This window comes from Bartonella sp. MR168JLCBS (genome assembly GCF_042194175.1).
Window position 1 is genome coordinate 33,509 of record NZ_JBHIMP010000005.1, and the last position, 14,430, is coordinate 47,938.

Consider the following 14,430-nt stretch of genomic DNA (forward strand, 5'->3'; position numbering starts at 1 on the left):
CCCCAAATCAACTTCAACTGCTATTCCACAAAAACAATAATTACACAAAACAAGATTTCTAAAGAAAATATATTTGCTAATATTTTACTCTTCTATCGTGCAACAAAACCCTATATTCTAAAAATTAAGATACAATATACAATTGTTAACATGAACCAAATCAATACGGATAGCAAGAAAAATTACAAAATAATAAGTATTGTTTTAATACAATCTTCAAAAGCATATACAACAATATCTTTAGAATAATAGAGAGGACGTTTTTACTTTTTACGTTCTTTAATATCCGCGCTTCTCACGCGAAAAAGAACACCCCCATACTGCCATTATGTTATTCATTTATGGCGCCTTATAAAAAAACTTTTAATGTGCTCGAGCCCTTTTCAAGAATCCCCTATAATCGCCTAAGATTTATTACACACCACTCTCTTTACTTCATAAAGCTACAAGTCGATATCATCATTCTATTTGACAGCTCTTATTGCATTAAGCCTATTCATAAAAAGCATTTTCTGATTTTAAATCTATTCATGATGAAATCATCAAAACCCTTATATGCCAAAAACTGCCACAACATTGAATTAGCCAATAAAATGATGATAGCAATAGACTTCATATCATCTATGGAGATTTTACATTATACTATTTACAGATAACCCGTAAAATGAGCTCAAACATCAAGAAAATTTGTGTATTGATCCATAAAAACCCTACGCACTCCTTTACAAGGAAAATACTTTCCAACCCCTATTTCTTCTCCCTAATAGATAGTACAAATAAAAAACATCGCATACACTCAAAACAAAAGATAGAAAGCAACCAATAAACAGAGCAACAATAGAATATTTATAATGCACGCTAATAGTGCTATTTATCTAAACATATATTATTTTTTAAAGATAAATTGGCAAAGCTTTATAAAAATTTCTCTTTCAATTTTATAGAGAGAAAAAGATTACGATAATAACCGGATAAAACGCTGAACAGTATCATGCATTCCATACTCTAATGCATCGGCAATGAGGCCATGACCAATAGAAACTTCATCAAGCCAAGGAATGTTTTTGACAAGAGCAGGAAGATTCATAAGCGTCAGATCATGCCCTGCGTTCATACCTAACTGCAACTCTTTTGCTCTTCTTGCTGCTAAAACAAGTTTATTGAGCTCTTGATCCTGTTTTATCTTATCCTGAAATGCACCACCGTAAGGTCCCGTGTAAAACTCCACACGATCAGCCCCTATTGCTTTAGCAGTATCAAGACCATCGATAGTAGGATTAGCAAAAAGTGATACACGAATCTTTCTTTTTTTCAAATGCTGAATAATAGGTGTTAAAAATTCTGCATCATGAGCAAAATTCCAACCATGATCAGATGTTGACTGATCTGGATCATCAGGAACAAGGGTAATCTGATCAGCATACTTTTCAGCGATATCCAAAAATTGATCACTTGGATAACCTTCAATATTAAACTCAGCTGTAGGAAAAGTATTCTTGATTAAACAGTATATATCTGGCAAATCCGCAAAACGAATATGCCTTTCATCGGGGCGTGGATGAACCGTCAAACCTGCCGCTCCAGCAGCAAGCGCTATATGCCCCATATTCGTGATACTTGGCCACGGAAGATTACGTCGATTACGCAAAACAGCAACAGCATTAAGATTAACCGAAAGTTTTACCGCCATGCCCATTTCCATTTTTCTATAATGTGTAACAAGATAGAAAAAAGGCATTTTCCATCTGAAACTTAGATGATATACATATTTTTTCTATCGAACAATCATTAAACGTTCTGCTGCGCGCGTAATTCCCGTATAAAGCCAGCGCGCATACATATCACGAAATGCAAAACTTTCATCAAACAAAACGACGTTATTCCATTGAGAACCTTGCGCTTTATGAACCGTTAATGCATACCCATAATCAAAATCATCATATCGCTTTTTTAATTGCCATGAAATTTCTTGATCAGGGTTTTCAAACGCTGCTTTTAACAGTTTAATCTTTGCTACCCCACGCTCACTTTCTTCTGGTTTCACAAGAAGATTAATACTTGGTTTAACTGTTTCCTTCTGTGAAGTCATCACCTTCCATAAAGAGCCATTCAACAAACCTTTAGTAGGATCATTTCGCAAACACACCAGCTTATCTCCTGCTTGCGGATAATCTGCTGTAAATCCTTTTAACACACGCAAACGCTGATTATAAAGGTAGCGCGTACGATTAACCCCTACCAATACCTGATCAGCATTCAAAACCAATTGTTGATTGACCTCTTTACGTGTAACAACGCGCGCTTCTCCATAGTCACCATAAGCAATATCGCGTCCTTCACGCACATCCATAGCTAAACGAATAATCGGATTATCCCGCGCTTGCCGATGAATTTCTGAGAGAAGAAAATCTGGTTCTCCATTGGAAAAAAATCCTCCACCTGATATAGGAGGCAATTGACCTGGATCACCCAGAACAAGAATTGGCGTCCGAAAGCTCATTAAATCACGCGCCAATTTTTCATCTACCATCGAACATTCATCGACAATAATGAGCTTAGCTTGTGCAGCTGCACTCCTTCGATTTAATGTAAATGTTGGAGCAATAGACTTCTTTCCCGTAATTTCATCGGAAACTTCTTCTTCCCCACGCGGACAATAAATCAACGAATGAATTGTACAAGCATTGCTTGCACCTTTAGAGCGTAAAACCTGTGCCGCCTTCCCTGTAAAAGCAGCAAACTGGACAGAACCATCAACTGTTTCTGCAAAATAGCGCGCAAGCGTTGTCTTACCCGTCCCCGCATAGCCAAAAAGGCGAAAAAGTGGAGAACGCCCTTCCTTCAACCACGCAGCAACAGCCTTCAATGCACTATCCTGTTCCCGTGAAAACTGCATAGCTTACCAACATAAGATTTGCATAAAAAGAGCAGTATTTTGAAAAAAAACGACTATCAAGAAAAACTTTTTTATTAAGAATTGCTGACACACGCCCATCTAACAACTTTCGTAGCACAATTATCAATTATTTACCCATTGCTTTTTCAAGATATAGTAAAAATCTAAATTTTATCTATACATCGATCTTCTTGGTAACACCTTATACTTATCAAATAAAATATCATTTTCTACAACAGTAACAGCAACAATGGAATATACATATCTTAAATTTAAAATAATACCTATATACGCTTTTTCTAACCAAAATTTAGAATGAGAAAAAGAGCATTGCAGTTGCAAAACCCTCTCTAGAAAAAATGTCCTTAACAGGATAAGAATAATGTAATTTTATGAATACTATTTTACACAATCACTCAGCTTTCTTGCACATAAAAATAAAGTACATCCACTATTACGAAATAATAATTACATATATCAAAAACCTTTTGGCAGAAATAGCTCTCAACAAAACTACTTAATCCTATGATGATACACCTATAAAGTTCCTATCTCCCTCTTATCATGATTTTAATAAATTTACTCTTCATGCTACAAATAAGTTATATCTCAACGAATAAAGAGAGACATCACGCTTATATGAAGCGCGCTTTATCTCGCACAAATATGTAGCTTTTTCTGTTTCGACAATAAAATCTGGTTCGTAAGTATGGCCTTCTTGGTAGTCTATTATAAGAAAATTGGGACATGGGTTTCAGTCCAGCGTAGCACTTCAGATCCGTCCTCTAGAATATGAGAAAAGCGCAATTCTCCATCTACTGAGTCAAACTTTTTCTTTTTGTCGCAATGTTTTAAAGTTTATAAAAACTAACTGATTAATGCTATTCTTATTGCTAGAAATAACAATGAAATCAAGGGGGGTAATTTGTTAATAGGCTTGGCGTTATGTCAAAATATCAGCTGTGAGATTGCTTTTTGGTTGTTTTAGAAATGAAATAATGAGCTCAAATATTGATGAATGAAACGGGAGATTTAAATTGAAAATATTAATTCCAGATGACTATCAAAAAGCCACCCTAACATTACAGTCTATTACAAAATTAATGAAATCGCATGAAGTGCTTGTTATAAATAATTTAGCTAAAGAATGTGATTTAGAAGATAAGCTCAAAGAGATAGATATTCTTATCTTAATCAGAGAGCGAACTATAGTTGATAGAAATCTTCTACTGAAACTGCCAAATTTAAAATTAATCTGCCAAACAGGCCCTATAGGTTCACATATTGATATAGAAGCTTGTAGAGACTTAGGAATTGAAATATTAGACGGTGGTGGAGATCCAACTTCTGCTGCTGAATTTGCGTGGCTCTTAATTATGTCTGCGCGTAGAAAACTCTGTAAATCTGTGTCTGATATGAAAAAAGGACGATGGCAAACAACATTTGGCAACCAAATGAAAGGGGCTACTCTTGGAATATTCGGGTTTGGGCGTATTGGTAAAATGGTTGCTCAATATGCTCAAGCTTTTGGCATGTCCATTTTGGTTTATGGGAGCGAGCGTTCAACGCAAGAAGCAAAAAATTTAGGTTATCATTTTACGCATTCAAAAGATGAATTTTTTACACGTCCTGACATTATATCCGTACATTTACGCTTAAGCGATAAAACCAGAGAAATCATTCAATTAGATGATCTATTGAGCATGAAACCTCATGCTATTTTTGTCAACACAGCGCGTTCAGCTTTGGTTGAAAAAGGGGCGATAGAAAAAATACTAAGTTTGGAAAATTCAACTTACTTTGCACTGGATGTTTATGACAGCGAGCCGGTATATGAGAGCAAATTATTGCAATCAGATAAAGTTCTTTGCACGCCGCATCTGGGCTATGTGACTGAAGAAAGCTTTGAGAATTATATTGAAAAAGCTTGCCAAAATATAGCATCTTTTATGAAGAGCGTTTAATGCCAGCTGAACCAATGTTTGTAAAATTTATCTTATATCGCTAGCCTATCAAATTTGCACGACACATAATAGCTTATTTCCTTAAATTAAGCATATTCCTTAGCTTTCATATTAATACCAATCGTATTGACAGATTTTTATGTAATCAGCATAAAATACCTGATTTATTGTTGCAATCATTATTAGAAAAAAGTCCACTTTATTGGAATACACTTTAATTGGAGGGAGAGTATAGTGAGCAATAATAAATTTATAGAAAAAAATTATTATAGATGGATTGTATTGCTTGTTGCCACTATCGCTCAAGCATCAGCCTGCTTCTTTGTTCAAGGGATTGGTCCTTTAGCTGAATTTTTTAAGAAAAATTTCTCGCTCAGTGACTCTCAGATAGGTTTGCTGTCTTCAGCAGCACAGTTCCTACCTATTATTGGGTTACTTGTAGCTGGTGAATTACTAGACAAATTTAACGAGCGCTATATTGTTGGAGTTGGCGCGGTCGGCGTTTCTGTCGCTCTTTTGTTGGGAGCAATCGCAGATAACTATATTTCCCTTTTGGTTTGTTTGCTCATTGTAGGGGGATTTTATAGTTCTGCTCAACCCGGTGGCGCTAAATCTGTTTCTTCATGGTTTCCACAATCGCAGCGCGGATTTGCAATGGGAATAAGGCAGGCGGGACTACCATTAGGTGGGGCATTAGCTGGGATAGTTCTTCCTGCTAGTGCGCTTGTTTATGGCATACAAGGTGCGTTTTTGGTCGGTGCCATAGTTTCTTTTTTAGGTGGATGTATATTTATTATTTTTTATCACTCACCAGCAAAAGTTGTAGCTATCGTTCCAAAAAGCAAGGCAAGAGTTTCGTTCTATGCAAATATAAGATCTCGTCTTGCGATGTTGGCTGCACCGCATATGAAGAATATTATTTTTTCAGGCGTTTCACTTGTGATCGTTCAATATGTTTTAACCATTTTTATAACGATCTATTTTTATAGAATCTATCACCTGTCTCTAGATAAAAGTGCTTATTTGTTTTTTGTTTTACAGGCTTCTGGTGCCTTAGGAAGAATTATTTTAGCAGCGTGGAGTGATCATTGTAGAAAAGGACGATTTTTTCCTGTCTTGTTTTGCATGATTGCAGTAATTTTTGGATTTTTAATATTAATTTTAGGCATGAGTGGATCCATAATTTATTTAACTATTTTATCTGCTTGGTTAGGTTTTTTTGGAATAGGATGGTATGGCCCTTGGGTTGCTTATATTGTAGACTCTTCGCCGAAAGAAAGCGTTGGCTTTTCTCTGGGTTTAGCAATGTCTGTAAATCAAATCGCAATTATTACTGCTCCACCATTATTTGGATTAATCCAAGATTTTACAGACACTTATTTGCTAACATGGCTGATTTTAATTTTAATTATTGTTTTTTCACTTTTCTTAATAAAAAAATAGGGAAATATAATTGGGGAAGAAATTATAATGATAAATGAAAATGCTTTTGAATTAAGCAATGTCGAAAGAGATAAACTTTGGTAGACTTTAGACCACGTTATTTATGATCCATACGGGTGTATTGAATATTCGGTTGAACTAAAAAATAGCATTTTCGCTGCTATCACATAGAATATTGACAATTCTTATGAATCAAAAGGTGTCTATTACCCCGAGACCATTTAATCTTTGAAAACCTTCCAATTGATAGACCAATTAATACGTCACCTAATCCTTATAATTTAGATGCGTCTTGTAAAAGTGGCTATATTAGCAAAAATTTAATTATGATGTTTTCTTTATTGATCGGAGAGCCTTATTCAATTAAGTTTGAAGGCGAATATATAGTAAATAACCTAGTTCCTTTAGAAGATAATAAAAAAGATTATACAGGATTAGGATCTGAAGTTGAGTTAGATTTTCATATAGAAAATGCTGCACTAAAATTTATAAAGGGTTTAAATTTATCTCCTAAAGGGATATTTTTATCTGGTGTTCGCAATGATGTTGATGGCCCGTTAACGAGAATATCTGGTGCACGTCTAGCTTTAAAACTTTTAATTGAGAAGGATTTGAGTAGCTTAAGCGATAATTTATATATAATTAATATTCCTTATAGAGGAGAAAAATGGGGTAACCTCTACAAGTAAAGTGCCCCTAGTTCAAGGGGACGGTGAATTCCCAGATATCAGCGCTGTTTTTTATCCGGGCATGTTAGAGCCACAGTCAAAAAAAGCTAAGGAAGCTTTAAATCATTTTTATGAAGCTATGAAGGCTGTATCTTTTGGAATTGATGTACAACCAAGAAGATTATTATACATTGATAACAAAATGGCTCTACACTCTAGAGATAAATTTTTTGGATCATTTGATAGTTATGAAAATCCAATGCGGTGGATTCAAAGAGTGTTTGTGTCTGTAGATTTATGGAATCATAAATATGTAGAACAAATAAAAGAAAGAATATTTAATTTTCAATGTTAATGTCCTGATAATGATACGATGTTGAGTATTATTCCGGTTTATATATATTGACTACACATCTCATATATATAGATCTCCCCCGCATAATCAGGTGAGATTACTACCTGATTATAAGCTATGGTGGATAATTGATTTTCTATGGCTGCATTTGATCTTCGTTATTTTTGCCCTTCCTTTCAAGCCGCTAGGGGGATTTTCCTATCAATCCCTTGAAAGAGCGATTTGGAGCAATTTCATAATGCGAAACCAAAACATAGTGACAAACTTTTCTATTGTTTTCATAGGCATGACGGTTTGCATGGTCGCACCCTTCAAGCACGGTGGCTTTTTTTCTTGCACGATGGAATCTTTCATATATGAGACAACATAATTAATTTATAACAGATAATTCAATGTATTATCTAAAAAATGCAACGAAATAGCTATTAATGTGAACATATGAATTAAAAAAACAAACATCGCGTACAAATAATAATACACCCCATGTCTTTAAACAAAGAATGAAAATCATAAAATGAGCTCTAAGGATAATAGGAACTCTCCACAAAGAAGAGACAGAGATGAAGACTTCAAAGAATTCAAAGACTTCATCATCACCATCTTTCACTATTTTGTTAACATATTAATTTTATACAAGAATCTTTCCCTCGGAAGAAACAGCATTTGCAACAGCTTCCTCGCTTGCCTCATCGGGTAATAACATCTCATTATGGGCACATCCTGATGGGATCATAGGAAAACAATTTTCTAAATGATAAACACGACAATCAAAAAGAACAGGCTTATCACTGTCAATCATCTGCTGAATTTTATCATCAAGTTCATCGGGTTTTGAACAATGAATTCCCACGGCTCCATAAGCTTGTGCCAATTTCACAAAGTCAGGCATAGATTCCGTATAAGAATGAGAAAGACGATTACCATGCAGCAATTGCTGCCACTGGCGAACCATCCCCATATACTGATTATTTAAAATGAAAATTTTTACAGGTGTGCCATGCTGAATAGCTGTTGCAAGTTCTTGAATATTCATCTGAATGGAAGCATCACCAGAAATACACACAACAAGCGCATCAGGATGGGCTATTTGAACACCTATAGCCGCCGGAAGACCATACCCCATCGTTCCAAGACCACCAGAAGTCATCCAATGTTTTGGTTCATCAAAATGATAATACTGTGCTGCCCACATCTGATGCTGTCCGACATCCGTTGTGATATAAGCACGAGCATCTTTGGTCAGTGCATAAAGCCGTTCAAGAGCATATTGTGGCATGATAACATCTTCTTTTTCCATATATGCCAATGAATTGCGTGATCTCCAGCGATTAATTTGCGTCCACCACGCCTCACGGACTTCACTGTTAAACGCTGGTTGCTGTATCTTTAAGAGTTGCGTCATATCTCCTAAAACACAAGCCACATCACCAATAAGTGGAACTTCTGCTTTTACGATCTTATTAATAGAAGAAGGATCAATATCAATATGAATAATACGCGCATGAGGTGCAAATGCATCCAATCGCCCTGTGATACGATCATCAAATCGTGCTCCAACAGCCAACATGACATCACAATCATGCATGGCCATATTAGCTTCATAGGTTCCATGCATCCCAAGCATTCCAAGCCAATTTTTGCCAGAAGCGGGATAAGCACCAAGCCCCATGAGTGTTGATGTAATCGGAAAATCACCCAGTTGAACTAAATCGCGCAAAAGCTTTACAGCTTCCATCCCCGATGAAATAACACCACCACCAGAATAAATAACAGGACGCTTTGCTTCTACTAAGAGAGAAACAGCCTCTTCAATAGCCTGCGCATTCCCTTTCGATTTTGAATAAGAATGCATAAATGTCGGCACTTGAGGCGCTCTATAAATTCCTGAAGCAAATTGAACATCCTTAGGAATATCAATCAAAACCGGTCCAGGACGACCTGATTGAGCAAGAGAAAAAGCTTCATGAATAATAGCCGCAAGATCATTGACGTTTTTAACCAGCCAATTACGCTTCGTACAGGGCTTTGTAATTCCAACCGTATCAGCTTCTTGAAAGCCATTTGTTCCAATGATCGTTGTCGCTACCTGACCAGAAAAACAAACAAGAGGTATAGAATCCATAAGAGCATCTTGCAAAGGTGTAACAGCATTCGTTGCGCCTGGACCAGAAGTCACAAGCATAACACCTACCTTTCCAGTACTGCGTGCATAACCTTCAGCAGCATGCCCTGCAGCTTGTTCATGGCGCACCAAAATATGCTGGAGTGTATCTTGGTGATAGAGAACATCAAAAATAGGCAGAACAGCCCCACCAGGGTAACCAAAAATATGTTTAACCCCTTGATCTATAAGAGCCTGAACCACTATTTCAGCCCCCGACATTATTTTTCCATCTGCACTCTCTTGCTTTCTTGGATCATTTCTCATTTTTCCCACTCACCTACTTGATAGGACAATAAAAAAGCCCCTAACGGAGCCCATAAAAAAAGACCCCAAAGGAGCCCATTACACAACACACACTGTATGATCACCCCCATTATTCCAACGTATAAAATATATAAAAATTTCCTTGTAGAAAGATTTCTAATTCCATTGATACCATTCGTCAATAAAAAATTCTATTTTCTAAAAAATTCTTTTTCACGAATTATCTTTTATCTTTCGAAAGTTTCTTTACAAAGCTCTAGCTCTTTTATCAAAAAGTAAGCATCCATTCTTCATCAAATTGATTACGAAACCATGTCATTTGTCTTTTTGCATATCTCCTCGTTTGTATTTTCACCGCTTCAAGAGCATTCTCAAAGCTTCTATATCCATCCAAATAAGCTATAAATTCAGGTATACCAATAGCCTTCATTGCTGGTAATGAAGGGAAAAGCTTAAGATTCTTCATGATCATCGCCTCTTCTAAAGCTCCTCTTTCAATCATAGAATCCAAACGTTTATGAATACGTTCATAAAGCAGAGGACGTGGTGGCATAAGAAGAATTTTTTCTGCACAATCTGACGAAATCAGAGGAAGCGTTTTTTTCTTCTGCCACCAACTGAGCTTCTTACCAGTTGCCTCATAAACTTCTAAAGCACGAACAATACGTTGACCATCTTGCGAAGAAATTTTCTCAGCAAGAACAGCATCAACTTGCAACAATTGGCGGTAAAGGCTTTCAGCTCCCTCTTTATCAAGCCGAAGTCGCCATTTCTGCCGTACAGCATCTGGAATATGAGGTATTTCCGAAAGCCCTTCTAAAAGAGCACGAAAATAAAGCCCTGTTCCACCAACAAAAATAACCGATCTTAAAGAAAAAGTTGCCAATAGCTTCTCGACATCACACAACCATTGCCCTACTGAATAATTCAAAGTAGGACTCACATAGCCATAGAGATAGTGTGGAACAATCGCAATATCAGCCTCCGTAGGCCGTGCTGTTAAAATATTTAAAACATCATAAACCTGCATTGAATCAGTATTAACGATGAGAGCATTTTTTTCTTGAGCCATTTGTAAAGCAAGCGCTGACTTACCACTTGCAGTAGGCCCCGCTATTAATGTAACTGTTCTCTGTGTCATGAATAGCAATTTCTCCCAATCAATAACTTATTGCAACACACAGCCCCCCCAAAGCCCCTATGAAACTTATAAAAAAAGAAAAAATGGACTTAATAACAACACCAAAGAAATTTCCAAGCATTTTTGCTATCATAATTCAATAATAAACTACATCCATAATCATTCTGTCCGTTAGTCCATTAAAAATAAACATATTCTTTGTCATCATTTATGAAAATAATACTGAGCTTAACCTATACAATCAGACAGCTTTATTTTTTTCCTATAAAAACAACATGCTACTCCGGTTTATAATAAGAGATTCAGAAATTGTCTTCTTCACGCTCTCTTTTTTATAACTATTTTTTCATCCATCACCAAGAAAGGTATAAATATATATAACTAATTTAGTCTAATATAATTTTTCTCTAGGATAACTTTTTTCAAACTGAAGTGAAAAAAAACGTTCTCTATAGCACACAAAGTACAATCACAAAGTGCTAAAAGTCTCACTAGATAAAACATTCTTTATAATAATAATTGCACCCTTTATTTATAATAGTTGAGCGTTTTGCAATCTGAATAAGAGCTCCCAATATCATAAGATTTTCTCATTTTTATCCTTCTCATAAAGTGCCATATCAATACCATTCACTTGTGCATCAAAAGCAGAGATAAAAATTGACTTAAACACAAGACAGTGATCTCTTATGCAGCATTTCAAAGCCTAGGCTGTTGCAATATTGGGAACTAGCAAATCTATTATGGTACCAACTTATACTTTTATTTAATGCAAAAATAGAACTGCCCAACGGATTTTATGTTATACAATCCATGCTCTTTGTCGTGAAATGAGCTTGAAAAATATTGAACATCACATGGCTGAGCTACAAAATAGCCCATATACCAAGGCTGATAAAAAACAAAAAATTAATTTTTAAGCCTCAATCTATTGGGGTATCAATCCATTAGAAGCGTTACGAACCGTAACTCTCCATCTGGACGCGCTACGATGAATAGAGCATTTTTGCGTCCGGCTTCACGTAATTTATGAATCCGTTTTTTAGCTTCATCGATTGTTGTGATAGCACTCTGATTGATATCAATAATGACTTCACCAACGCGAATACGCTTTTTATCCGCTGCGCTATTTTGTGCAACAGATGTTACCACTAGTCCTCGAAGTTTATCTGAAATTGAATAACGATGACGCAAATCCTCTGTCAATTCAGATAGCGTCATTCCCATAAATTGCATTGTCACGCTTTTCGACAGATCATTATCTTTTTTATCATCAACTTCTTCTTCTATATCTTCATTTGCATCTGTTTCAATCAAACGTCCAAGCTTAACTTTTACTGTTTTTTCTTGTCCATCCCGTAAAACGGTAACATCTACCACTTTTCCTTCCGGACTTTCCGCCACTAAACGCGGCAAATCACGTGCATGCTTAATTTTTGCATTGCCAAAGAAAAGAATAACATCTCCAGTTTGTAACTGGCTATTATCTACATTATTTTCTTCCGTCTGTTCTATTTTACCAGCCACCAATGCTCCTACCGCATTGTCCAATTTTAAACTTTTTGCAATATCCTCAGTCACCGGCTGAATACGAATAGCTAACCAACCACGCCTTATTTCTCCAAAATCACGCAATTGACTAATAACAGAAAGGGCCATATCTGATGGAATAGCAAACCCAATACCGATAGATCCTCCAGAAGGTGAAACAATTGCTGTATTAATGCCAATGACTTCACCATTTCTATCAAATAACGGACCACCAGAATTGCCCCGATTAATTGCTGCATCTGTTTGAATAAAATTATCATAGGGACCAGCATTAAGATCACGGTTACGTGCAGAAATAATACCAACCGTTACACTTCCACCAAAACCATAAGGATTACCAATAGCCATAACCCAGTCACCAATACGTGCTTTTTCTGAGTCACCAAAACGCACAGCTTTTAATTTTTTACGTCCCGCATCCACTTGAAGTAGTGCCAAATCAGTTTTGCTATCCTTGCCAAGAAGCTTCGCCTTGAGTTTTGTACCATCTGTAAAATTAACTTCAATATCATCAGCATCAACAATAACATGATAATTTGTAACAATAATCCCTTTTTGCGCATCAATCACAAAACCAGACCCCAAAGAACGCACCTTTTGAAATTGACTATTTTTTTGACCATCTTTGGGTGTAAAAAAATCATTAAAATATTCCTCCAGCAATGAATCTTTGGGAATAACGGGTACCGAAGTATTTTCATCCTGTTCGGTTCCTTCAACAGTCTGTGCCGTAGAAATATTCACAACCGTCTCCAAAAGCTCAGAAGCTAAATCAGGAACAGAAAGCAATGTCTTGTTTGTCTCTGCGCCCCAAGACAAATTCACTGATCCTGATAAAAACAAAATCACACACAAAACAACTCTTGTGATAAAAGACTTCAAAAACGTATTTCTACTCACGATACTTCTATCCATGACATGCCTTTAACCAAAGCTGCAAAGAGCCTTACTCAACTTATTATGCAAAATCAGTATGGCTTAACACTCTCTTACATGCATCATAAAAAAGCAGCTATAGAGCATACTTCTCATATGAAATAGTATACATCTATTCTCCACCAGACTTTGAATCAGTTTTGCTCAAACTAGGACTCATTGTTGATGAAAGCTTTTTCTTTACTTGCAGGGGATTTTGAAAATAAAAAAAGAAATCCTCATTTGGTGAAATGACCATCGAAACTCTTTCTAAATTCTTATACTGTTCCATCGCTAACCAAAAATCGTAAAAAGATGGATTAGCTTCCCGCGCATTTAATAAAATGCGAATACTTTCGGCTTGTCCTTCACCGCGAGTAATTTCAGCATCACGCTTTGCGGCTGCCACAATTTCCTCATATTCACGATTTGCTTCTGCCACAATACGATCTCGTTCTTGTTGACCACGAGCCCGGATATTTTCCGCAACAGCCTCCCGTTCAGCAGCCATTTGTCGATAAACATCTTCTGAAACAGCATCCGTTAAATCGGTTTTTCGAATACGCACATCAACAATCGTAATACCCAGCGAACCTGCATCTATAGAAAATTGCCGTTGCACCTCAGCCATCATTGCGCCTCGTTCATCCGATAAGGCAGCTTTAAATTCTCGCTTACCATAAACAGCACGCAAAGCGTCAATAAACCGTGGTGCAAGATTTTCACGTGCCGCAATTTGCGGACGCCCTGAAGCAATACGCTGTAAAAACAATTTAGGATCCGTAATACGATAAATAAAGAACGCATCCACTTCGTAATAAGCACCCCCACGAACTTGTACCGATTGCGTAGGAACATCATAACGCAACAAGCGATTATCCACCACAATCATCTTATCCACAAAGGGCATTTTCGAATAAATTCCAGGATTAGACTCGACCTTAACGATTTGACCAAAACGCTTAATTGCCACTTGTTGACGAGGATAGACAATAAAAAGTGACATCCACAAAATGATCAAAAGAAACATTATGGTACTAAAAATAAACAAAAAACGAGACTGCTGCAT

The 14,430-nt window shown here is 36.5% G+C and carries 10 protein-coding genes; 4 read left to right on the plus strand and 6 right to left on the minus strand.

The window, feature by feature from the left end; genetic code table 11:
- Positions 1-955 precede the first annotated feature (955 nt).
- Both ACFIK8_RS04755 and ACFIK8_RS04760 read right to left on the minus strand, forming a co-directional pair.
- A complete protein-coding gene (locus tag ACFIK8_RS04755) occupies positions 956-1,690 on the minus strand; it encodes a pyridoxine 5'-phosphate synthase (protein WP_375636194.1) in 735 nt (244 codons plus the stop codon).
- 84 nt (positions 1,691-1,774) lie between these two features.
- Positions 1,775-2,896, minus strand: coding sequence for an ATP-dependent RecD-like DNA helicase (locus tag ACFIK8_RS04760; RefSeq protein WP_375669005.1), 1,122 nt, complete (start codon positions 2,894-2,896; stop codon positions 1,775-1,777).
- A 1,037-nt stretch (positions 2,897-3,933) separates the two neighbouring features.
- Here ACFIK8_RS04760 and ACFIK8_RS04765 point away from each other — a divergent pair.
- The 4 genes from ACFIK8_RS04765 to ACFIK8_RS04780 all read left to right on the plus strand — a co-directional run bounded on the left by ACFIK8_RS04765 (position 3,934) and on the right by ACFIK8_RS04780 (position 7,326).
- Positions 3,934-4,860, plus strand: a complete 927-nt coding sequence (locus tag ACFIK8_RS04765; protein ID WP_375669006.1) for a D-2-hydroxyacid dehydrogenase family protein — start codon at positions 3,934-3,936, stop codon at positions 4,858-4,860.
- A gap of 234 nt (positions 4,861-5,094) precedes the next feature.
- Positions 5,095-6,303: an MFS transporter gene (locus tag ACFIK8_RS04770; RefSeq protein WP_375636189.1), complete on the plus strand. Its 1,209-nt coding sequence runs from the start codon at positions 5,095-5,097 to the stop codon at positions 6,301-6,303.
- Positions 6,304-6,629: 326 nt separating this feature from the next.
- A complete protein-coding gene (locus ACFIK8_RS04775; RefSeq protein ID WP_375636187.1) occupies positions 6,630-6,992 on the plus strand; it encodes a hypothetical protein in 363 nt (120 codons plus the stop codon).
- 1 nt (position 6,993) lies between these two features.
- Positions 6,994-7,326, plus strand: coding sequence for a hypothetical protein (locus ACFIK8_RS04780; protein ID WP_375636186.1), 333 nt, complete (start codon positions 6,994-6,996; stop codon positions 7,324-7,326).
- A gap of 628 nt (positions 7,327-7,954) precedes the next feature.
- On the opposite strand, the gene ACFIK8_RS04785 is transcribed toward ACFIK8_RS04780, so the two are convergent.
- The 4 genes from ACFIK8_RS04785 to hflC form a co-directional block, all read right to left on the minus strand.
- Complete coding sequence (locus ACFIK8_RS04785) at positions 7,955-9,754, minus strand: acetolactate synthase 3 large subunit (RefSeq protein ID WP_375636185.1); 1,800 nt, start codon at positions 9,752-9,754, stop codon at positions 7,955-7,957.
- Between the two features lie 268 nt (positions 9,755-10,022).
- Complete coding sequence (gene miaA / locus ACFIK8_RS04790; RefSeq protein ID WP_375636184.1) at positions 10,023-10,895, minus strand: tRNA (adenosine(37)-N6)-dimethylallyltransferase MiaA; 873 nt, start codon at positions 10,893-10,895, stop codon at positions 10,023-10,025.
- 939 nt (positions 10,896-11,834) lie between these two features.
- Positions 11,835-13,361 carry a Do family serine endopeptidase gene (locus ACFIK8_RS04795; protein ID WP_375636183.1) on the minus strand — a complete coding sequence of 509 codons (1,527 nt, stop codon included), beginning with the start codon at positions 13,359-13,361 and terminating at the stop codon, positions 11,835-11,837.
- Between the two features lie 133 nt (positions 13,362-13,494).
- Positions 13,495-14,430 (minus strand): protease modulator HflC, encoded by a 936-nt coding sequence (hflC, locus tag ACFIK8_RS04800; protein ID WP_375636182.1) that lies wholly within the window; start codon positions 14,428-14,430, stop codon positions 13,495-13,497.

Coding starts and splice junctions, on each gene's coding strand:
- miaA (WP_375636184.1), bottom strand. CDS start 10,895: ATGACACAGAGAACAGTTACATTAATAGCGGGGCCTACTGCAAGTGGT.
- ACFIK8_RS04755 (WP_375636194.1), bottom strand. CDS start 1,690: ATGGCGGTAAAACTTTCGGTTAATCTTAATGCTGTTGCTGTTTTGCGT.
- ACFIK8_RS04795 (WP_375636183.1), bottom strand. CDS start 13,361: ATGGATAGAAGTATCGTGAGTAGAAATACGTTTTTGAAGTCTTTTATC.
- ACFIK8_RS04785 (WP_375636185.1), bottom strand. CDS start 9,754: ATGAGAAATGATCCAAGAAAGCAAGAGAGTGCAGATGGAAAAATAATG.
- ACFIK8_RS04760 (WP_375669005.1), bottom strand. CDS start 2,896: ATGCAGTTTTCACGGGAACAGGATAGTGCATTGAAGGCTGTTGCTGCG.
- hflC (WP_375636182.1), bottom strand. CDS start 14,430: ATGCAGCAGTCTCGTTTTTTGTTTATTTTTAGTACCATAATGTTTCTT.
- ACFIK8_RS04775 (WP_375636187.1), top strand. CDS start 6,630: ATGATGTTTTCTTTATTGATCGGAGAGCCTTATTCAATTAAGTTTGAA.